Here is a 20,321-nt window from a genome sequence, read left to right as displayed (position 1 = left end):
AAACCCCGCGAGACAGCACCCGGCTGAAACGAAATATGAAATTAATGCGAGGCAGATCCAATAATCTCCATTTCATAATTCACTATTAATGAAATAAATGTTTTCTTTAGTCACAATCTTCTTCCGTTTCGGGGTAATCACATGGCTATCGATCCGACCCGTTTCTGTATCAACCGCAAAATTGCTCCCCGGCTCTCGCTGGAGGCCTTTTTTCAGCTGGTTCATCGCCTGGGGCTGAGCAAGGTTGAGTTGCGTAATGACATGCCGGGTGGCAGCGTGACAGACGATCTGACGCCCGAGCAGCTGCGCGCCCTGACCGACAGATATCAGATTGATATCGTCACCATTAATGCGCTCTATCCGTTTAACCGTATCGATGACGATCTGCTGACCCGCGCAGAGCTGTTGCTGCAGACCGCACAGCAGACGGGTGCGAAGGCGCTGGTGATGTGTCCACTGAATGAGGGGATTGCCCTGTCGCCTCAGGAGACGCAGGCGGCGATGCAGCAGCTGGCGCCGCGCTTTGAACATTATGGCATTCAGGGGCTGGTGGAGCCGCTGGGATTCCCGGTCAGCTCACTGCGCTCGGCCGCAGAGGCGCAGCGACTCATCGCCGCCGCCGGCGTACCCTTTAAGCTGGTGCTGGATACCTTCCATCACCATCTCTATGAAAAGGCGGAAGAGGAGTTCCTCACGGGTGTCGACGTGCAACAGATTGGGCTGGTGCACCTGTCGGGCGTGGAAGATCGGCGGCCCACCGCTGAGCTGACCGATGAGGAGCGCATTATGCTGAGTGACAGCGATGTGCTGAACAGCGTCGTGCAGGTTAAACGGCTGGAGATGCTGGGCTATAAGGGGATCTACGCCTTTGAGCCCTTCTCAAGCCAGCTCAACAGCTGGACACCGGATGAAACGGAACGGCAGATCCGCCACAGTATCGAACTGCTGCAGGCCTGAAGCCGGTGTTGGCAGGCGCTGAAAACATGGCCCGCCCGGGCGCGTTTTACGGCGCAGTCTCGTCGGCTGCCGGTGACAGCGCCTGACGCCGTTGCAGGCGCAGCGTGCAGACAAACGCAACGCAGACCAGCAGCGCTGTGAGCAGATACACCTGCGACACGCCTGCATAGTTCATGATAAATCCGGCGATCGGCCCGGTAATGCCCAGCGACAGATCCATAAACGCGGTGTAAGTCGCCAGCGCACTGCCCTGATTCTGCTGCGGCACCACCTTCACCGCGACGACTCCCAGCGCCGGGAAGACCAGCGAAAAACCGGTGCCGGTCAGAAACGCGCCCGCTTTTGCCATCCAGGGGTCGCCCGCCGCCGCGACCAGAAAGAGTCCGGCAGCTTCCGCCGCCAGGCAGAGGCTGGCAACGCGCAGGCCGCCGTGGCGGTTAATCGCGTTCGGGAACAGCAGGCGCGTGCCAACAAAGGCGGCACTGAACAGGGAGAGGGCAAAGGCGGCACCTTCCCAGCCTTTATCCTGATAGAACAGCGTTATAAAGGTGGCGATAACCCCGAACCCCGCCGATCCCATCGCCAGTATCGCGCCAAAGCCGGCAATTTTTCCCAGCACCGCACGAAACGGCAGCGGCCTGGCCCGGCTGGCTTTGACGGCCGGACGCGGCACGGCGCAGACAATGCCCGCCACGCAGATAGCGACAATGACCAGCGACAGCCAGAGCAGGCCACCCGCCCGGAAGATCACCACGCCGAGCGGCGCGCCAATCGCCATCGCGCCATAGGTAACGATGCCATTCCAGGAGATGACCTGGCCAATATGCAGCGAACCGACCCGCGCAACGCCCCACAACGAGGTGCCGGTGCCGGTAAAGCTCTGGCCCAGCCCCAGAATCACCCGCCCCACACAGAGCAGCGTCAGGCTTGTCATCGGCGAGTCGCTCAGCGCCGCCAGCAGAATACAGAGACCGCTGATCAGGCAGCCCACCAGCCCGATCACCACGACCTTCTTTGGCCCCCAGAGGTCGGCGTAACGCCCGGCGTGGGGGCGACTCAGCAGCGTCGCCACATACTGCAGGCTGATCACCACACCCGCCCAGAAGGCGCTGAATCCCAGCTGGTCATGTACCCATCCCGGCAGCACCGCCAGCGGCAGACCGATAGTGAGATAGCTGGCAAAGTTATAGGCCACAATAGAGAGGATCAGCAGCGTGAGACGGAGGTTGCCGGTTGGGGTGGCCGGTGCCACTGTAGGCTGTTCAGGCATGAGAGATCCCGCTCGTATTAGACTGAATGATAAGGTTTATCCGTCGACTATACCCGCTTTCACCGCTGACGTATCGGCGCTGCGCCGTCAACCGGCCGCAGCGTGCCGGACAAAACCCCTGCCGCGAAAGTGGAGTGTGGTGGCGCTGATTAAGACGCCCTTCTGCCGCCGCGCTTTACCGTTTCTCTGATAAATCAGATTGTTAATTTTCTTTCAGCTACACTGTCAACAGCCAATTTACGTCACGGGAGAGGGAATGAGCGAGCTGCAACGGGAAAAGATCGGACAAAATATTCTGATCAAACTGGCAATGCTGGTCATTATCCTCGCCGGGGTGCGGGCAGCGTCCGACATTCTGGTCCCGCTGCTGCTGGCGGCTTTCTTTGCCATTGTACTCAACCCGCTGGTGACGATGCTGATGCGGCGTGGCTTCCGCCGCGGGCTGGCGATCGGGCTGGTGATCACGGTGATCTTCTGCGTCATGGTGCTGCTGGGCGCCATCATCGCCAGCTCAATGAGCGAGTTTTCCGATCTCTACCCGCAGCTGCGCGCCACCATGGAGCAGAAAATGACGGTGCTGCAGCATCTGGCCGCAGGCTTTCATCTCAACATCTCAACCGACGTCCTGATCAAACATTTCGACCCCAACACCATGATGAATCTGGCCACAGTGGCGCTGAGCGGCTTTTCCGGCGCGATGACTAACACCGTGCTGCTGGTGCTGACCGTCGTCTTTATGCTGTTTGAGGTCCATCACCTGCCCTACAAAATGCGTAACGCGCTGGTGAATCCTAAGATTCGCATCGCCGGGCTGCACAAAGCGCTGAAAGGGGTGACCCACTATCTGGCGCTGAAAACCCTGGTGAGCCTGATCACCGGCGTGGCGGTCTGGCTGACGCTCTTTCTGCTGGATGTGAAGTTCGCGCTGCTGTGGGGTGTGGTGGCGTTTATCCTCAACTTCATTCCCAACATCGGCCCGATCATTGCCGGTATCCCGCCCTTTCTGCAGGCGCTGCTGCTGAACAGCCTGTTTGATGCTGCGATGGTGGCCGCCCTGTTTACGGCCATTCATATGGTGTTTGGCAATATGCTGGAACCGCGCCTGATGGGCCGGGGTCTGGGCCTGTCGACGCTGGTGGTGTTCCTCTCCCTGGTCTTCTGGGGCTGGCTGCTGGGCCCGGTTGGCATGCTGCTGTCGGTGCCGCTTACCAGCATCACGAAAATCCTGATGGAAACCACCCCCGGCGGCAGCCGTCTGGCCATTCTGCTGGGCACCGGGCGACCTAAACGGGTGCGGGGCTTAACCAAGTAAGCGCTGCTGGACGTGCCGCAGATGGTTCTCCATGGCCTGACGGGCAGCCGCCTCATCCCCCGCCACGATCACGCTGGCAATCTGCTGATGGTCAGCGTTCATCTCCAGCGCAAAGCTGTTATCAGCAAAATGGCGCTCCAGCCGCTCGACATGGGGGCTGTGGCGCTTGTTCCAGAGCTGTTCCAGCAGGTCGCGCAGCACATCATTGCCACTCATCTCGCTGATCAGCAGGTGGAAACGTTTGTCCTTAGCCAGAAAGGCGGCATCGTTTTCCTGATGCTGCTGCAGCTCAGCGGCCAGCGCCAGCAGGGCCGCCCGCTGTTCCGGCGTGCCGTTTCGGGCGGCAAATCCCGCCAGCATCCCTTCGAAGGCTTCACGGGCCTGCAACAGATCCTGCAGACTGCAGGCCTCACTCTCCTGCGTGTCCCCGGCCTGCGGCAGCGGCTGGGCGACAAACACCCCGGTGCCGGTGCGGATATCGACCCAGCCGGTCATCTCCAGCGCAATCAGCGCTTCACGCACGGATGATCGGCTGACGCCCAGCTGTTTTGCCAGCTCGCGCTCCGGCGGCAGCAGCCCGCCAGCGACAAAGTCACCACGCGTGATACCGGCCATAATGGCGTTGGCTATCTGACGGTAGAGCCGCTCCGTTTTAATGGCTGCCAGGGTCATTGTCCTCTCCTCCTGTCCTGCTCAATCGGCCCGCTGGCCGATGCAGTTTATGATGCTGCGATCCGGATCACGGCCTTGTTTTGCACACTATCATACTCTTGGTCCAGCGGCCTGACCACTGGGCCACATCACAGTTAAGGAGCAAACATGGAACATACCTGGCGATGGTACGGCCCGAACGATCCGGTTTCACTGGATGATGCGCGTCAGGCAGGCGCGACCGGCATCGTTACCGCACTGCATCACATTCCCAACGGCGAGATCTGGCCGGTTGAGGAGATCAAAGCCCGGCAGGCCCTGCTGGCGGAAAAAGGGCTGGTCTGGTCAGTCGTGGAGAGCATTCCGGTTCATGAGGCGATTAAAACCCAGCGCGGCGACTACCTGCGCTATATCGCCAATTATCAGCAGTCGATCCGCAATCTGGCCGCCTGCGGCATTGATACCGTCTGCTATAACTTCATGCCGGTGCTGGACTGGACGCGGACCGACCTCGCCTGGACGCTGCCCGATGGCGCTAAGGCGCTGCGCTTCGATGCCGACGCGTTCGCCGCGTTTGAACTCTGCCTGTTAAAACGTCCGGGTGCAGAGCAGGACTACAGCGCGGCCGAGCAGCAGGCGGCCAGAGCGCGCTTTGCCGCGATGAGCGAGGAAGAGAAAAACACGCTGGTGCGCAATATCATCGCGGGCCTGCCCGGCGCCGAAGAGGGGTACACACTGGAGCAGTTTCAGGCGCAGCTGGCGCAGTATGACGGCATCGACAAAGCAAAACTGCGTGAACATATGGCGACCTTCCTGCGCGCCATCGTGCCGGTGGCGGAAGAGGCTGGCGTAAAACTGGCGGTGCACCCGGACGATCCACCGCGTCCTATCCTGGGCCTGCCGCGCATTATCTCCACGCAGGAAGATATGCAGTGGCTGAAGGAAACCGTCGACAGCCTGCACAACGGATTCTGTTTCTGCACCGGCTCCTACGGCGTGCGGGCCGACAATGCGCTGGTTGAGATGGCGGAAACCTACGCCGACCGCATCAACTTTGTCCATCTGCGCGCCACGAAGCGTGAAGAGAATCCCGCCAGTTTCCATGAGGCGGCGCATCTGGCGGGGGATGTCGATATGGTGGGGGTGATCAGGGTCATTCTGGCCGAAGAGCAGCGCCGTCGTCGGGCGGGCAACCTGCGGGCCATTCCTATGCGCCCCGACCACGGCCATCAGATGCTGGATGACCTGCATAAACGCACCAACCCCGGCTATTCCGCCATTGGCCGCCTGAAAGGACTGGCTGAACTGCGCGGGGTGGAAGTGGCGCTGAAGCAGATCTTTTTTACTGATTAATTCTTCATTCACGCGCCCGCCCTGCGACCGTCCCGTGACGGCGCAGGGCCTTTCGCCCACCGCTGCGCATCGCCCGTTATCCCCCGCGTCCTGCCTGCTGAATTTGTGTCGCTGAATCGCAATAAAGACAAAACAAACGTCACATAAATGACACGCACTGTTCGATAATTGACCTGAGTCAGTCTGATTGATTGCAAAAACGCTAATCTGCTCCGCCCGGAGAGATGTTATTCTGCGCAGCGGATTAGCGCCTCCTGATAACACCAATAATATTCAGAGGATTTTGCGGTGCCGCTACTGAAACGAAAACGCGACTACGCCAGGCTGGTGATTATTATCTCCGGCCTGCTGCCTCTGGTTATTGGCCTGTTTTTTACCGCACTGGATGCGCGCCACACCGTTCATCAGCAGCAGATGAGCGCGGCAGAAACCCTGCTATCCCAGGCGGAGAGAATGAGCGACAGCGCCTGGAATATGATTACCGAGCTGCGCCAGTTTGATCAGGTGCCCTGCAGCCAGATTGAAAACCAGCTGCAGCGCATCGGCTCACTTAATCCCTATTTTCGCGCTATCGGTAAAATGGAGCAGGGAAAAATTGCCTGTTCATCGGTGTATGGTTCACGTCCTGCCCCGCTGAAAGCGATGATCCTGCGTGATGCCCCGGTCACCGGTAAAGCCTGGTGGAGCCTGTCGATTGCCGGTACCGCCGGTGTGCCGACGCGTCCCGCCGTGATTTTTGTGCGCGACCTGCCTGATGGCGAAAGTTTCTGGGCGGTGATCGATGGGCAGTATCTGATCGATTTTATGCGCGCCATCAGCAGCACCCATCGCTACCATTTCAGCATGGATTTCAGTGATGGTGCGCCCATCTCCTATGGCGATCCGCAAATCGCCGCCGACAGCTGGTTCAAACCGTCGATTTATCAGGCATCCTCCCAGCGCTATCCGCTGACGGTCACGCTGATAGCCTCGCCCACGGAGCTGATTTCGGCCTGGCGTCAGGTGATGTTTATCATTATGCCGATGGCGGCAATCTTCTCTATTCTGCTGATGATGATAATGGCGAACTGGCTGCAGCGACGTATTTCCTGGCGCGATGAGATCCGGCGCGCTATCGCCAGCGGCCAGTTCAGGGCGCACTATCAGCCGGTCTATGACAACCGGCTGCAGCGCTGCGTCGGTGTTGAGGCGCTGCTGCGCTGGACAACCCCGGACGGCAACGGCGTGCGGCCGGATATTTTTATCGGTGCCGCAGAAGCGGAAGGCATGATTGTGCCGCTGACCCGCCACCTGCTGGCGTTGGTCGCAGAAGATGTCCGGAGCTGGCAGGTAGAGCCCCATTTCCACCTGGGAATTAACGTGGCGGCGGAGCACCTGCAGCATCCTGACTTTGTCGACGATATGCTGCACTTCGCTGAACAGGTCAGGGATAAGCAGTTCCTGATCACGCTGGAGCTGACCGAGCGCAGCCTGATCAAAGAGGGCGCGGCAGTGGCACGCAAACTGGAACACCTGCGTCACTGCGGCATGAAAGTCGCGATTGACGATTTTGGCACGGGTCACTGTTCGCTGAGCTATTTACAGACCTTCACGCTGGATTATCTCAAGATTGATCGGGGCTTTATCAACACCATCGAGTCGCTTGAGGGCAGAACACCCGTTCTGGATGCCATTATCCAGCTCAGTCATGAGCTGGAGCTGGAAGTCCTGGGCGAAGGGGTCGAAACCGCCTTGCAGTTCCGTTATCTGCAACAGCGCGGCGTGGTCTTTATTCAGGGCTACTATTACGCGCGCCCGCTGGACAATGCGGGACTGATCGCCTGGCTGGCCGAACAGGGCGACCAGCCCGTGGAGCCGGACCTGGCCCTTACGACCTGACCGGCTACCGGCGTCTGACGACAGAACGCCGATAGCCGATCGGCCCGTCGCGGTTCTCCCTTTTGTCAGGGTCATCTCCTTCGCGCTCCCTCCCTCCTCCAGCCCGTCATTTCTCCCGTCCGGAAAAGCGTGAGGACCGCCGCTCAAGTGCTGAAAAAAGCGGCGATTGTCACGCAGAGTGATAATTTTTTTGCGGAGAGAAATAGCCTTATCAGTGGCAAAAAGAGGCTACATGTAGCCCAAACATGACAGATATCACACAAAAACGGTATACTCTGTCGCTGTTCGCAATAATCACAACAGTAATTATTGTGTTAACGGGCGCTAAAACAGCGCGTATTTACGGCTATGCTTAAATTTCTCAACGTGGCGGTCTGTACGATTCATCCGGCTCGCGCCGTTGAGAACTTTCGTGTTCCATTACAGGGTAATTCTATGAAATTGCGTAGGAAGCGTGTAAAACCAATTGGGATCAATGATGTCACCATCATTGATGATGCCCGTTTACGTAAAGCCATCACGGCGGCCTCTCTGGGTAACGCGATGGAGTGGTTTGACTTCGGCGTTTACGGCTTTGTGGCCTATGCGCTGGGTAAAGTCTTCTTCCCGGATGCGTCGCCAGGCGTTCAGATGATCGCGGCGCTGGGTACCTTTTCTGTGCCCTTCCTGATCCGACCGCTGGGTGGTCTGTTCTTCGGTATGCTGGGCGACAAATATGGTCGTCAGAAAATTCTTTCCATCACCATTATCATCATGTCGGTCAGTACCTTCTGTATCGGCCTGATTCCCTCCTATGCCTCCATCGGCATCTGGGCGCCGATTCTGCTGCTGTTAGCGAAGATGGCACAGGGCTTCTCGGTGGGCGGTGAATATACCGGTGCCTCGATCTTCGTGGCCGAATATTCGCCTGACCGCAAACGCGGCTTCATGGGAAGCTGGCTCGACTTTGGCTCCATTGCCGGCTTCGTGCTGGGTGCGGGTCTGGTCGTGCTGATCTCTTCCATTATCGGGGAAGCGAACTTCCTTGAGTGGGGCTGGCGTCTGCCGTTCTTCGTTGCGCTGCCGCTGGGCATCATCGGTCTTTACCTGCGTCATGCGCTGGAAGAAACCCCGGCATTCCAGCAGCACGTGGACAAGCTGGAACAGGGTGACCGCGAAGGTCTGCAGGATGGCCCGAAAGTCTCCTTCAAAGAGATTGCGACCAAACACTGGCGCAGCCTGCTCTCCTGTATCGGTCTGGTCATCGCCACAAACGTCACCTACTACATGTTGCTGACGTACATGCCGAGCTACCTGTCGCATAACCTGCACTACAGCGAAGATCACGGTGTGATGATTATTATCGCCATCATGATCGGGATGCTGTTTGTTCAGCCGATGATCGGCATGATGAGTGACCGTTTTGGCCGCCGCCCGTTTGTTATCATCGGCAGTCTCGCCCTGATGGTCTTCTCGATCCCTGCCTTCATGATGATCAACAGTGGCGTGCTGGGCATGATTTTTGGTGGTCTGCTGCTGATGGCGGTGATCCTGAACTCCTTCACCGGTGTGATGGCTTCGTCACTGCCTGCCATGTTCCCGACCCACATCCGCTACAGTGCGCTGGCCAGTGCCTTTAACATCTCGGTACTGGTTGCCGGTCTGACCCCTACGCTGGCCGCCTGGCTGGTTGAGTCAACCGACAACCTCTACATGCCTGCCTACTATCTGATGGTCGTGGCCGTGATTGGTCTGATTACCGGTCTGTTCATGAAAGAGACCGCGAACAAGCCACTGAAAGGGGCAACACCGGCCGCGTCAGATATGGAAGAAGCGCGCGAGATTCTGCAGGAGCATCACGATAACATCGAGAATAAAATCGAAGATATCGACGCAGAGATCGCCCGTCTGGAAGCGAAACGTAAAAATCTGGTGCAGCAGCATCCGGATATCAACGAGTAATCGTTCTGCTCTCCCGCCGCCCGGCGGGAGAGCATTTTCCCCCTCCCTACCGCACACAATCCTTCATGCCCTGCGGGCAAAGGGAGTAAACTGTTGTCACTTTTTTCACCTGCGTAAGAATGAAAATGTCTGATTATTCCCTTATCCAGCGCCCAAGAAGATTGCGCGCCAGCGCGTCAATGCGTGAAATGTTCCAGGAGTCATCCCTGAGCCTGAACGATCTGGCTCTGCCCATTTTTGTTGAAGAAGAGGTCGACGACTACAAACCGATTCAGGCGATGCCTGGCGTGATGCGTATTCCGGAAAAACGTCTCGCTTATGAGATTGAGCGTATCGCCAAAGCCGGTATCCGCTCGGTCATGACCTTTGGTATTTCGCACCACACCGATGCCACCGGCAGCGATGCGTGGAACGAAAACGGTCTGGTGGCCCGCATGTCGCGCATCTGCAAAGAGACCGTGCCGGAGATGATCGTCATGTCTGACACCTGCTTCTGTGAATACACCAGCCACGGCCACTGTGGCGTGCTCTGCGATCACGGTGTCGACAACGATGCCACCCTGGAAAACCTGGGTAAGCAGGCGGTCGTTGCTGCCGCAGCCGGAGCCGATTTTATCGCCCCGTCGGCGGCGATGGATGGGCAGGTTGAGGCGATTCGTCGCGCGCTGGACGCGGCGGGCTTCACTCAGACCGCAATCATGTCCTACTCCACCAAGTTTGCCTCCTCCTTCTACGGCCCGTTCCGTGAAGCCGCGGGCACGGCGCTGAAAGGCGATCGTAAAACGTATCAGATGAACCCGATGAACCGCCGTGAAGCGATTCGTGAATCACTGCTCGACGCGGCTCAGGGCGCAGATTCACTGATGGTGAAACCGGCAGGTGCCTATCTGGATATCCTGCGTGACATCCGTGAGCGCACCGAACTGCCTCTGGCGGCTTATCAGGTGAGTGGCGAATACGCGATGATCAAGTTTGCCGCTGCGGCCGGTGCCATTGACGAGCGTAATGTGGTGCTGGAAAGCCTCGGGGCGATCAAACGTGCCGGTGCAGACCTGATTTTCAGCTATTTCGCTCTTGATCTCGCCGAACAAAAGGTGCTCTGATCCCCTCCTCATAAAGAGCGTGATCGCGATGTCACGCTCTTCTTCTCCGCCAAAAGGCAAACACCAGAACCTGGCTTCGGCTAAACCAACAAAGGTCTCTGTGATGAAAGCACCTGACATTCCTGCCGACGAGGCACAACGTTTATCGCAGCTGCGTGCGCTGAACATCATGAACACCACCGCGGAGGAACGTTTTGATCGTTTAACCCGTCTGGCCCGCCGCCTGTTTGACGTGCCTATCGCGTTAGTCAGCCTGCTGGAAGCTGACCATCAATGGTTTAAATCGGCTCAGGGCTTTGCACCGCCGGGATCGCCGCGCAATATCTCCTTCTGCGGACACGCTATCCTGCAGGATGAGATCATGATTGTTGAAGATGCGCATAAAGATGAGCGTTTTCACGACAACCCGCTCGTCACCGGCGATCCACACATCCGTTTTTATGCCGGCTGTCCGCTGCGTGCACCGGGCGGCGCCAAACTGGGTACGCTCTGCATCATTGGACGCGAACCGCGCCAGTTTGATGAAGAGGATCAGGCTACCATGCGTGACCTGGCCGCGATGGCAGAAGCGGAGCTGGTCGCCTTTCAGACCGCCACCTGCGACGAACTGACGCAGATAACCAATCGCCGCGGCTTTATGACCCTGGGACAGATGGTGCTGAACGAGTGCCGGATGAAAAACCGGCCAGCCTCACTGACGTTTCTCGACCTCGACAAGTTCAAGCAGATCAATGACTCGCTGGGCCATCGCGAAGGCGACCGTGCGCTGATGGACTTTGCCGACGCGATGAAGGTGGTGTTTAAACACTCCGATCTCTTTGCCCGACTGGGCGGCGACGAGTTTGTGGTGCTGCTCAATGGCATGTCGCAGCAGCAGAGCGAAGCGCTGTTACAGCAGTTCGCCTGCTATCTGCGTCAGCAGTCGATCAGCCTGAATCGTCGTTACCACCTGCAGTTCTCTTCCGGCATCGTTGAGTTTGATCCGGCGCAGCCGCAGTCGCTGGAACAGCTGCTGCACGACAGCGATGAGCGGATGTACCAGCGTAAAAAGCAGAAGCGTGTCGCGGTGTAACCTCAGCCGCCGCCGCGGCTGAAGGGTCAGGGACGCGCCAGATCGTCGAGCAGGGTCTGATTAAACTTTGCAGGCTCTTCCATTTGCGGCGCGTGCCCCAGGCCCGGAAACTCAATCAGCCGCGCCCCCGGAATGCGTTTTGCGACCGCTTTACCGAGCACCCTGTAATCGCCCAGCCGCGCTTTCACCGCCGGCGGGGCGATATCGCTGCCGATAGCCGTGGTGTCAGACATGCCGATCATCAGCGTGGTCGGCACCTTCAGATCGCCGAACTCATAAAACACCGGCTGCGTGAAAATCATGTCGTAGATTAAGGCGGAGTTCCACGCCACCTTCTCATGCCCCGGCCCGCTGTTGAGTCCGGCCAGCATATCGACCCATTTGTCATATTCAGGTTTCCAGCGGCCCGCGTAGTAGGTCTGCTGCTCATACTTCTTAATGCCCTCTGCGCTGAGCCTGAGTTCCCGCTGATACCACTGATCGACGGAACGCCACGGCGCCCCTTTCGCTTTCCAGTCTTCCAGCCCTATCGGATTAACCAGCACCAGCTTCTGCGTCTGCTGCGGGTACATCAGCGCATAGCGCGTCGCCAGCATCCCGCCGGTGGAGTGACCCACAATTACCGCCTTCTCCACACCCAGCCGGGCAAGCAGCTGATGCGTATTGTCGGCCAGCTGCTGAAAGCTGTACTGATAGCGGGCGGGTTTGGTGGCGCTACAGAAGCCAATCTGATCGGGCGCGATAACGCGGTATCCCTGCTGACTGAGGGCACGGATGGTCTCTTCCCAGGTGGCACCACAGAAGTTTTTACCGTGCATCAGCACCACGGTTTTCCCGTTGGCACGCGCGACGGGTTTCACATCCATATAGCCCATGCTGAGCGACTGCTGCTGCGATAAAAAATCAAAATGGTGCAGAGGATAAGGGTATTGAAAGCCTTCCAGCTGTTCGCCATAGGTTGTGGCGGCACGGGTGGGGAGAGAGGTCAGCAAGGCCAGCGAGGTCAGCAGCACAGCAAGCGGTTTCTTCAGCAGAAATGTCGGGCCCATCCGGGATTCTCCAGGTTAAAGGTGAGTCGTAAGCCTGGCAGGTCGCGGAAAAAAATCTATTGATGCGCTGTGCGGTGGCGAAGTGCTCATCCGGGCTGGCGCTGCATCCGCGCCGGTTGCCGCCTTATTCCGCCAAAAAAACCAACAGATTAATTACATCTCATCTTATTTATTAATAAGCACCGTTTAAATGAACCTCATGAGAGGTTGCGATTCAAATCCTGAAGAATCTTTACGCAAAGAATAAGCACATTAAGATAAATAATTCAGAATGCCCGCACGTTAAACGGGGGGTGCCTATGAACGACAATAAATATAATGAAAGCGTAATTGTCTCCATCACTGAGTGGATTAATCACAATCTCGATCAGCGTTTAAGTATTGATGATATTTCGGAAAAGGCGGGTTATTCCAAATGGTATCTGCAGAAACTTTTTGCCCGCTATCATAATGAAACACTGGCGCGCTATATCCGCAGAAAAAAGCTTAACGCCTGTATTCATGATTTAAAAAACAGCCGTACACCCATTATCAGCCTGGCGCTGAAATACCATTTTGAAAGCCAGCAATCCTTTACCCGCTCTTTCAAACAGATGATGGGCTGCACGCCGAGCGCCTGCCGCAAGCGTCCGCTGAGTAATGGGAGCAGCACAGCGCTGGCAGACGCGCAGAATCCCTGTGCCCTGTGCGGCTACGCGCGGCCCGACGCGGAGATTCAGCCGCGCTGTGCCGTCACGGTGCGCCCTGTTACGCGCCCGGCACGCGGTTATGCGCAGGCCGACACTTTCCGCGATGCCGGTTAATCACTCATCCGGCTGATAATACTGCACACCAATCTGAATCCGCTCACGTCCCTGAGCAACGCGATGACGATTGGTGTCGCGCAGTGAATAGACACAGCCGCAATATTCCTGCTGATAGAAACTTTCGCGCTTGCTGATTTCAATCATGCGGGCCGACCCGCCACCTTTACGCCAGTTAAATTCCCAGTAGAGCAGATCGGGATAAGCGGCCGCTGCACGGACACCGCAGCTGTTAATCTGCTTCATGTCTTTCCAGCGTGAAATCCCCAGACAGCTGGTCATAACGGGAAAGCCATTTTCATGCGCATAGAGCGCGGTTCGCTCAAAGCGCATATCAAAGCACATGGTGCAGCGTTCACCGCGCTCCGGCGACCACTCCAGACCGCGCGCCCGCTCAAACCAGTTATCCCGGTCGTAGTCAGCATCAACAAACGGCACGCCAAATTTTTCAGCAAAACGAATATTCTCCTCTTTGCGCAGCTCATACTCTTTGAGCGGATGAATATTCGGGTTGTAGAAATAGATCGTGTAATCAATGCCGGATGCCAGCATCGCTTCCATCACTTCACCCGAACAGGGGGCGCAGCAGGAGTGCAGCAGGACTTTATTGTGACCGCCCGGCAGAGGCAGCGGCTGACGCTGGAAAGGTTCAGACATAAACACCTTCAATCAATAGCAGGAAAGCGGCAGTGTAATGCCGCCGGTGACGAGTTGCAAAATCTGCGCGGCTTTGTGTAATCGTGCCCCTGCCCCTGTTTTGCCTTCGTCGCCACCCCGTTGATATCTCATGCTTTATTTTGCGGCTCTGTCTGACTGAGCGGTAACAGTGGTCGGAAGTGTGATCGGCAACACACTGACGTCGACTATGTTTACATAACATTAACAATGTTGACACTGGACTACCGCAAGGAGACTCGCATGGGCGCGGCAAAAAAATCGGGAAGTACGCAGAACCGTTTTACCTGGTTCGTCTGTTTTATGGCTGCGCTGTCCGGCCTGCTGTTTGGCCTGGATATTGGCGTCATCGCCGGTGCCCTGCCTTTTCTGGCGAAGGATTTGCAGATCACCAACCATCAGCAGGAGTGGGTGGTCAGTTCGATGATGTTTGGCGCGGCGCTGGGTGCGCTGGCGGCGGGCTGGATGTCATCAAAGCTGGGACGCAAGAAAAGTATGCTGGCAGGCGCGACGCTGTTTGTGATTGGCTCGCTCTGGTCAGCCTTCTCACCGGATGTGACCTCGCTGGTCTGTGCGCGCGTGATTCTGGGCCTGGCGGTAGGCATCGCCTCCTACACCGCGCCGCTCTATCTGGCCGAGATTGCGCCTGAGCGTATTCGCGGCTCAATGATCTCCATGTATCAGCTGATGCTGACCACCGGCATCGTGGTGGCCTATCTCTCCGACACGGCTTTCAGCTACAGCGGTAACTGGCGCGGCATGCTCGGGGTCATCGCGATTCCGGCGGTGATCCTGTTTATCGGCGTGCTTTTTCTGCCCAACAGCCCGCGCTGGCTGGCGGCACACGGTCGGTTTAATGAGGCGCAGCGGGTTCTGGACCGGCTGCGTAACAGCAGCGAGCAGGCCCGTGAGGAGCTGGAGGAGATCCGGGAAAGCCTGCAGGTGAAGCAGCGCGGCTGGTCACTGTTCCGCTCGAATGGCAATTTCCGCCGCGCGGTGTGGCTCGGCATGCTGTTGCAGGTGATGCAGCAGTTTACCGGCATGAACGTCGTGATGTATTACGCCCCTAAAATCTTCAACATCGCCGGGTTCTCCAGCACCAGTGAGCAGATGTGGGGCACGGTGATTGTCGGGCTGGTCAACATGCTGGCGACGCTGATTGCCATCTTCTTTGTGGATCGCTGGGGCCGCAAACCCATGCTTACCACCAGCTTTCTGGTGATGGCCGTGGGGATGGGGGTGCTGGGCACGCTGCTGCACATCGGCGTTGAGACCGACTTCCGCAAATATTTTGCGGTGGCGATGCTGCTGATGTTTATCGTGGGCTTTGCGATGGCAGCCGGTCCGGTTGTCTGGCTGCTCTGTTCCGAGATCCAGCCGCTGAAAGGGCGTGACTTCGGGATTACCGCCTCCACGACCACCAACTGGGTCGGCAACATGATTGTAGGGGCAACCTTCCTCACCCTGCTCGATCAACTGGGGAATGCCAACACCTTCTGGTTCTACGGCGCGCTGAATCTGGTGTTTATCGTGCTGACGATGATGCTGGTGCCGGAGACCAAACATGTGACGCTGGAGCACATCGAACGCAATCTGATGAAGGGCAAAGCGCTGCGTGATATCGGGGCGTAACCGCCCCGACGCGGCTTACCACTGCAATGACTGGCCGGCGTAATCGACGTAGTGATGTCCTCCACGACCGCGCCAGTGGGTCAGCTGCCGGACGATACCTTCTGCGCTCTCTTCTGCCGTCAGGGGCGCGCTTTCGCCACCCATGTCGGTTTTTACCCAGCCGGGATGCAGCGTCAGCAGCGTTCCGCCCTGCGCGTCCACAGCAGCGGTCAGGGTGCGGCTTAACATGTTCAGTGCCGCTTTGCTGGCAGCATAAATCGGCATCTGCGCATCCGGGTTTTCATTCAGGCTGCCGAGCTGGGAGGAGGTCAGTGCCAGCACACCACTCGGCTTCAGCAGTGGCAGTAATATTTCTGCGCTGCGTACCGGCGCGATGGCATTGGTCAGGAAGAGCTGCGCCAGTTCCTGATCGTCACTCTGCGACAGGGTCTGGTGCGACGGCCCGGAAATGCCGGCATTAATCAGAATGGCATCGAACCCCTCACCGGTGAGCTGCCCAGCCAGCTCTTCCACCGCTGATGCCTGGGTCATATCCAGCGCGTGCCAGCGGATTTCGGGCCGGTTGCCCTGCGCCGGGATGCCGCTGCGATGGGTGGCCGTAACCTGCCAGCCCTGTCCGGCGAACGCCTGCGCCACCGCCAGGCCGATACCGCGTGAGGCGCCGATAATCAGTACCTTATTTTGCTGAGCCATATTCACTCCTCGTTAGTGGTCTCATCACAAGCTTAACGGCAAATCGGCGCAGAGCGCGGCCCGCCGTGCTTTTTCGCCGGGCCACCGCACGTCAGGTAACTTTTCACTGCTGGCAGAGGAGGTTGCCTCTGTCAAAAAAGTATTGCTACGCATATTGCAATGCGCATCAAGCCGCCATCGGGTAGCGGCTGAGTGTATGTTTTAGTGGGGACTGAATGAAGGCCTGGCACTTATACTGGATCAATCCGGCAAATCCTCCATTCATCTCAACAACTCTTGCGAAAAAACCTCGTTTCGATGATCACTAAATAGCCAACTTCATTTTTTTCTGATAATTTTTTCTTACTTTATTCTGAAGTTAAGGAAAGGCTCGACATAACCTAACTTTATCAACAATCTGATTAATATAAGAAAAAACAAACCCAATCCTTTTACATCCCGGCAACTTCATTACACAAGCTAATGAAGTCCAAACACACGGCTCAGGCCGAACAGAAACAGGGTGAGCAATGGATATTTTCAATAACCTCAATGGTCTATCAGCTAAGATTCAGCAACAGGCAGCAATTATTCAGACAGAAGAAGCTACTAAAAGCGCTTTTGTCATGCCCTTCATCAGCCAGATACTGGGATATGATGTTTTTGATCCCACAGAAGTTATACCTGAGTTCATTTGTGATGTCGGAACAAAAAAAGGTGAGAAGATTGATTACGCCATTTCTAAGGGCGGTGAAATTCAAATCCTGATTGAATGTAAAAAAATTGGCGAGCCTTTGAATGTTAAACATGCTTCGCAGCTGTTCCGTTACTTTCATGTGACTAATGCCCGGATTTCTATCTTAACAAATGGCCAGCTTTATAAATTCTTTACCGATCTCGATGCACCAAACAAAATGGACGAGAAGCCTTTTTTAGAACTGGATTTGTTGGATATTGACGAACACGTAGTGCCAGAACTGGTTAAACTAACTAAAACGGCTTTTGATGTTGATTCGATTGTCAGTGCAGCCGGTGAGCTTAAATTCATCAGCCAGATAAAAAAGATGATTTCCAGTCAATTCAGCGAACCCGATGAGGACTTCGTTAAGCTTTTTGCCTCACGTGTTTATGACGGCATACTCACACAAAAAGTCAGAGAACAATTTTCTGTTCTGACTAAAAAGGCTGCTACACAGTGGCTCAATGATCAGGTGAACGAACGACTCAAGTCGGCAATTAGTGGCGGAACCATGGTATCAACTCAATCCAGTGCCGATATTTCCAAAAGCAGTACTGACGAAAAAAGTGAGGCAGACAGTAGTAACATCGTTACTACTGAAATGGAAATTGAGGGATTTCATATCGTAAAATCGATAATCAGAAAAGTTATTGAACCTCAACGTATCACTTTTCGCGATACCCAAAGCTATTTTGGCATTTTGATTGACGACAATAATCGTAAGCCGATTTGCCGCCTTCATTTCAATCGGAGCCAGCTTTATATCGGGTTGTTTGATGGCGAGAAGAAAGAGACCCGCCATCCGATAACATTGCTAAACGATATCTACAACTTTACCGATCTGTTAAGAGAGACCGCACAGCAATACAGTTAACCTCAGGAAGCCAGGATGTTTTCCTGGCTTTACTTATCCCTGTGTGTCCCGGCTTTTATCATCCGGACTGTCGCCGTTCTCGTTCCCCTGGCTCTTCTCCACTTCCTGGGGATGGCCCATTGAGAGCGCCGTGGCGCTGGCCGGATCGAACAGTGACAGGCTTTCAATCTGATCAACCATGATCACCTTACGAAACGACATCGCATCTTTCGGTGTCGAGTCGAGCGTAATGCCATGCTCGGCATACCATTTGCTGTAGTTGTGCTCCACCGCCAGCTTCAGCGTCTTGCTGTCGCGATAGCCGCTCAGCATCGGAATCAGCACAATGTTTTTGGTGCTCTCATATTCGAACGTGGAGGCGTGAACCATGCCGATGTAGATGCGGCGGGACTTCAGCGTGATCCACGCCAGTTCACCCTCTTCCATGCACTGAAACAGCAGTTGCTCCACACCGTTAGATCGGGAGAGCCGCTGATAGAGATCTTTACGGCCTGAAACGTTCAGCCGTGCGCTGCCCGCCCAGTTGGAGCGGTAGAGACAGAGCAGGATCGCGAAGGCCAGCATAATGACAACCGGAGCCTGGATGCCGAGAAAGCTCCAGTTCATGAACTCCACCTGCCACTTCAGATGGGCGCCCGGTATGACCTGAACAGCATTTGCCAGCGCGGAGATGCCCAGCAGCAGCAGCCAGACAAGGCCGGTGGCAAAGACCCCCTGCAGGACAAAAATACAGCCATACAGCGCGACCAGGAAATAGACGTCCCAGCCTGATGAGCGGCGGATTTTAAAACGGCTGTTGAGATCGCGGCTGGTGTACCAGTAACCACTCACCATCAGGACCATGAATATTGCGGTACCCACCTCAGACTCCCTTTAACGCGTTCACATGGCGGGAAAAATCTTCGTGGACTTCCTCGCTCAGCGTGTTGACCGAGATATTGCCGTTTTCATCAATGATGATGCGTTCACCTTCGGCAATCGAGTCGTTGATATCCTGGCGGGTCATGATCTGCAGAAATTTCTCGGGACTGGCAAAGACCGACTTAATAAACCTGAACATAGCGATCCACTTGTGAGTCAAAAAAAGAAGTATGTGACTGAATCCACACTCTCGCCCAATTAATTTCAGGGGAAATTTCTTAAAATCAGCTAATTAGCGAAGCGGCAAGGCGTTGTTTCCGGCGATTTTTTCCTGAAAACCTCAACGTTACCAGCGGCCTGGCGTCGCAGACGCCTCCTGCTCTGTTGGATTGAGCTGCGGGGACGCGGCGCGCTCTCCCGGCCAGGAAAGACTAAGCTCAAGGGTCATCCACGTACTCTTACCCTGTCTGAAACGCATCGAGGAAAGTTTGCATGAAACTACGAACACTGGGCCGTACCGGTCAGCGCGTCTCTGAAATTGGCTTTGGCGCCTGGGCTATCGGCGGAACCTGGGGAGAGGTCAGCCTGGAGGATGCCAGAGCCGCACTGCATGCCGCGCTGGATGCGGGCGTCACCTTTATCGATACCGCCGACGTCTATGGCGATGGCCGCTCCGAAAAAATCATTGCCGAGGTGCTGAAACAGCGCGGCGGCGAACGCCCTTTCGTGGCTACCAAACTGGGGCGGCGCCTCTCTCCCAATGTGGCTGAAGGCTACAATGCGAAAAACCTCAACGATTTCATTGACCGCTCGCGGGATAATCTGCAAACCGACACGCTGGATCTGGTCCAGTTGCACTGCCCGCCCACCGAGGTCTATTACAGCCCGGAGGTGTTTGCGGTGATGGATGAGATGGTGGCCGCCGGAAAAATCCGTCACTACGGCGTATCCGTTGAGAAAGTCGAAGAGGGTCTGAAGGCGCTGGAGTTTCCCAACGTCGCGTCCATTCAGCTGATTTACAACATTTTCCGCCAGCGTCCGGCTGAACGGCTTTTGCATGAGGCGAAAAGCCGTGATGTGGCTATCATCGCCCGTGTGCCGCTGGCATCAGGCCTGCTGACCGGCAAAATGCATGCCGACAGCGTGTTTGCCGCTGACGATCACCGCACTTTTAACCGTCATGGCGAAGCGTTTGATAAAGGAGAGACCTTTTCCGGCGTGCCTTATGAGGTGGCGCTGGAGGCGGTTGAGGAGATTCGCCGCTTTGTTCCGGGCGACATCACGATGGCCCTGTTCGCGCTGCGCTGGATCCTGATGAACGACGATGTCAGCGTGGTCATTCCCGGTGCGAAAAACCGCGAGCAGGCGGAAGCAAATGCGCGTGCCAGCGGCGTTGACGCGCTCTCTGCGGAAACGATGGCGGCGCTGAAGCAGCTCTATCAGGAGAAGATCGCGCCCCACGTGCATCAGCGCTGGTAA

At 56.4% G+C, this 20,321-nt stretch carries 18 protein-coding genes; 11 read left to right on the top strand and 7 right to left on the bottom strand.

The features are described from left to right. Positions 1–141 precede the first annotated feature (141 nt). The gene (locus FJW00_RS21605; RefSeq protein ID WP_140925624.1) at positions 142–957 is read left to right on the top strand and encodes a TIM barrel protein; all 816 of its coding nucleotides are present in this window, start codon (positions 142–144) and stop codon (positions 955–957) included. 46 nt (positions 958–1,003) lie between these two features. Here FJW00_RS21605 and FJW00_RS21600 read toward each other — a convergent pair whose 3' ends face one another. Further along, the gene (locus FJW00_RS21600; protein WP_140925623.1) at positions 1,004–2,227 is read right to left on the bottom strand and encodes an MFS transporter; all 1,224 of its coding nucleotides are present in this window, start codon (positions 2,225–2,227) and stop codon (positions 1,004–1,006) included. A 256-nt stretch (positions 2,228–2,483) separates the two neighbouring features. Here FJW00_RS21600 and FJW00_RS21595 point away from each other — a divergent pair, with 256 nt between their 5' ends. After that, entirely contained in the window at positions 2,484–3,539 is a 1,056-nt protein-coding gene (locus FJW00_RS21595) for an AI-2E family transporter (RefSeq protein WP_009087834.1), read from the top strand. Here FJW00_RS21595 and FJW00_RS21590 read toward each other — a convergent pair. Beyond that, positions 3,528–4,211 (bottom strand): FadR/GntR family transcriptional regulator, encoded by a 684-nt coding sequence (locus tag FJW00_RS21590; protein ID WP_140925622.1) that lies wholly within the window; start codon positions 4,209–4,211, stop codon positions 3,528–3,530. The genes FJW00_RS21595 and FJW00_RS21590 overlap by 12 nt on opposite strands. A gap of 147 nt (positions 4,212–4,358) precedes the next feature. Here FJW00_RS21590 and uxuA point away from each other — a divergent pair, with 147 nt between their 5' ends. The 5 genes from uxuA (at position 4,359) to FJW00_RS21565 (ending at position 11,537) form a co-directional block, all read left to right on the top strand. Continuing rightward, positions 4,359–5,543 (top strand): mannonate dehydratase, encoded by a 1,185-nt coding sequence (gene uxuA / locus FJW00_RS21585; RefSeq protein WP_140925621.1) that lies wholly within the window; start codon positions 4,359–4,361, stop codon positions 5,541–5,543. A 288-nt stretch (positions 5,544–5,831) separates the two neighbouring features. Next, positions 5,832–7,421 (top strand): EAL domain-containing protein, encoded by a 1,590-nt coding sequence (locus FJW00_RS21580; RefSeq protein ID WP_140925620.1) that lies wholly within the window; start codon positions 5,832–5,834, stop codon positions 7,419–7,421. Between the two features lie 435 nt (positions 7,422–7,856). Then, positions 7,857–9,362: a glycine betaine/L-proline transporter ProP gene (proP, locus tag FJW00_RS21575; protein WP_009087842.1), complete on the top strand. Its 1,506-nt coding sequence runs from the start codon at positions 7,857–7,859 to the stop codon at positions 9,360–9,362. 125 nt (positions 9,363–9,487) lie between these two features. Then, positions 9,488–10,465 (top strand): porphobilinogen synthase, encoded by a 978-nt coding sequence (hemB, locus tag FJW00_RS21570; protein ID WP_009087843.1) that lies wholly within the window; start codon positions 9,488–9,490, stop codon positions 10,463–10,465. Between the two features lie 103 nt (positions 10,466–10,568). Further along, on the top strand, positions 10,569–11,537 hold the full coding sequence (locus FJW00_RS21565) for a GGDEF domain-containing protein (RefSeq protein WP_009087845.1): 969 nt from the start codon (positions 10,569–10,571) through the stop codon (positions 11,535–11,537). 26 nt (positions 11,538–11,563) lie between these two features. Here the strand turns inward: FJW00_RS21565 and FJW00_RS21560 are convergent, their stop codons facing one another. Beyond that, positions 11,564–12,586: an alpha/beta fold hydrolase gene (locus FJW00_RS21560; RefSeq protein WP_140925619.1), complete on the bottom strand. Its 1,023-nt coding sequence runs from the start codon at positions 12,584–12,586 to the stop codon at positions 11,564–11,566. A gap of 299 nt (positions 12,587–12,885) precedes the next feature. Here FJW00_RS21560 and FJW00_RS21555 point away from each other — a divergent pair, with 299 nt between their 5' ends. After that, a complete protein-coding gene (locus FJW00_RS21555; protein WP_111207849.1) occupies positions 12,886–13,389 on the top strand; it encodes a helix-turn-helix domain-containing protein in 504 nt (167 codons plus the stop codon). On the opposite strand, the gene FJW00_RS21550 is transcribed toward FJW00_RS21555, so the two are convergent. Further along, positions 13,390–14,046 carry an epoxyqueuosine reductase QueH gene (locus FJW00_RS21550; RefSeq protein WP_009087852.1) on the bottom strand — a complete coding sequence of 219 codons (657 nt, stop codon included), beginning with the start codon at positions 14,044–14,046 and terminating at the stop codon, positions 13,390–13,392. It lies immediately after the preceding gene. A gap of 261 nt (positions 14,047–14,307) precedes the next feature. On the opposite strand from FJW00_RS21550, the gene FJW00_RS21545 reads away from it, so the two are divergent. Continuing rightward, complete coding sequence (locus tag FJW00_RS21545) at positions 14,308–15,696, top strand: sugar porter family MFS transporter (protein ID WP_046100768.1); 1,389 nt, start codon at positions 14,308–14,310, stop codon at positions 15,694–15,696. A gap of 15 nt (positions 15,697–15,711) precedes the next feature. On the opposite strand, the gene FJW00_RS21540 is transcribed toward FJW00_RS21545, so the two are convergent. Next, positions 15,712–16,389 carry an SDR family oxidoreductase gene (locus FJW00_RS21540; RefSeq protein WP_111207848.1) on the bottom strand — a complete coding sequence of 226 codons (678 nt, stop codon included), beginning with the start codon at positions 16,387–16,389 and terminating at the stop codon, positions 15,712–15,714. Positions 16,390–16,898: 509 nt separating this feature from the next. Between FJW00_RS21540 and FJW00_RS21535 the strand changes: the two genes are divergently transcribed. After that, positions 16,899–17,981 carry a type I restriction endonuclease gene (locus FJW00_RS21535; protein ID WP_140925618.1) on the top strand — a complete coding sequence of 361 codons (1,083 nt, stop codon included), beginning with the start codon at positions 16,899–16,901 and terminating at the stop codon, positions 17,979–17,981. Positions 17,982–18,014: 33 nt separating this feature from the next. Here FJW00_RS21535 and FJW00_RS21530 read toward each other — a convergent pair whose 3' ends face one another. Next, positions 18,015–18,842 (bottom strand): hypothetical protein, encoded by an 828-nt coding sequence (locus FJW00_RS21530; RefSeq protein ID WP_033736088.1) that lies wholly within the window; start codon positions 18,840–18,842, stop codon positions 18,015–18,017. 1 nt (position 18,843) lies between these two features. Next, positions 18,844–19,041, bottom strand: a complete 198-nt coding sequence (locus FJW00_RS21525) for a hypothetical protein (protein ID WP_033736089.1) — start codon at positions 19,039–19,041, stop codon at positions 18,844–18,846. Between the two features lie 293 nt (positions 19,042–19,334). Between FJW00_RS21525 and FJW00_RS21520 the strand changes: the two genes are divergently transcribed. Continuing rightward, positions 19,335–20,321 (top strand): aldo/keto reductase, encoded by a 987-nt coding sequence (locus tag FJW00_RS21520; RefSeq protein WP_140925617.1) that lies wholly within the window; start codon positions 19,335–19,337, stop codon positions 20,319–20,321.

Source organism: Pantoea anthophila (assembly GCF_006494375.1).
GTDB lineage: Bacteria > Pseudomonadota > Gammaproteobacteria > Enterobacterales > Enterobacteriaceae > Pantoea > Pantoea anthophila.
Note: the sequence above shows the minus strand (reverse complement) of the source record. Positions and strands in the feature narration are given on the sequence as shown.

Bases quoted from the DNA above. Each gene is read 5' to 3' on its own strand.
- FJW00_RS21605 (WP_140925624.1), top strand. From the start codon at position 142: ATGGCTATCGATCCGACCCGTTTCTGTATCAACCGCAAAATTGCTCCC.
- FJW00_RS21600 (WP_140925623.1), bottom strand. From the start codon at position 2,227: ATGCCTGAACAGCCTACAGTGGCACCGGCCACCCCAACCGGCAACCTC.
- FJW00_RS21595 (WP_009087834.1), top strand. From the start codon at position 2,484: ATGAGCGAGCTGCAACGGGAAAAGATCGGACAAAATATTCTGATCAAA.
- FJW00_RS21590 (WP_140925622.1), bottom strand. From the start codon at position 4,211: ATGACCCTGGCAGCCATTAAAACGGAGCGGCTCTACCGTCAGATAGCC.
- uxuA (WP_140925621.1), top strand. From the start codon at position 4,359: ATGGAACATACCTGGCGATGGTACGGCCCGAACGATCCGGTTTCACTG.
- proP (WP_009087842.1), top strand. From the start codon at position 7,857: ATGAAATTGCGTAGGAAGCGTGTAAAACCAATTGGGATCAATGATGTC.
- hemB (WP_009087843.1), top strand. From the start codon at position 9,488: ATGTCTGATTATTCCCTTATCCAGCGCCCAAGAAGATTGCGCGCCAGC.
- FJW00_RS21565 (WP_009087845.1), top strand. From the start codon at position 10,569: ATGAAAGCACCTGACATTCCTGCCGACGAGGCACAACGTTTATCGCAG.
- FJW00_RS21560 (WP_140925619.1), bottom strand. From the start codon at position 12,586: ATGGGCCCGACATTTCTGCTGAAGAAACCGCTTGCTGTGCTGCTGACC.
- FJW00_RS21555 (WP_111207849.1), top strand. From the start codon at position 12,886: ATGAACGACAATAAATATAATGAAAGCGTAATTGTCTCCATCACTGAG.
- FJW00_RS21550 (WP_009087852.1), bottom strand. From the start codon at position 14,046: ATGTCTGAACCTTTCCAGCGTCAGCCGCTGCCTCTGCCGGGCGGTCAC.
- FJW00_RS21545 (WP_046100768.1), top strand. From the start codon at position 14,308: ATGGGCGCGGCAAAAAAATCGGGAAGTACGCAGAACCGTTTTACCTGG.
- FJW00_RS21540 (WP_111207848.1), bottom strand. From the start codon at position 16,389: ATGGCTCAGCAAAATAAGGTACTGATTATCGGCGCCTCACGCGGTATC.
- FJW00_RS21535 (WP_140925618.1), top strand. From the start codon at position 16,899: ATGGATATTTTCAATAACCTCAATGGTCTATCAGCTAAGATTCAGCAA.
- FJW00_RS21525 (WP_033736089.1), bottom strand. From the start codon at position 19,041: ATGTTCAGGTTTATTAAGTCGGTCTTTGCCAGTCCCGAGAAATTTCTG.
- FJW00_RS21520 (WP_140925617.1), top strand. From the start codon at position 19,335: ATGAAACTACGAACACTGGGCCGTACCGGTCAGCGCGTCTCTGAAATT.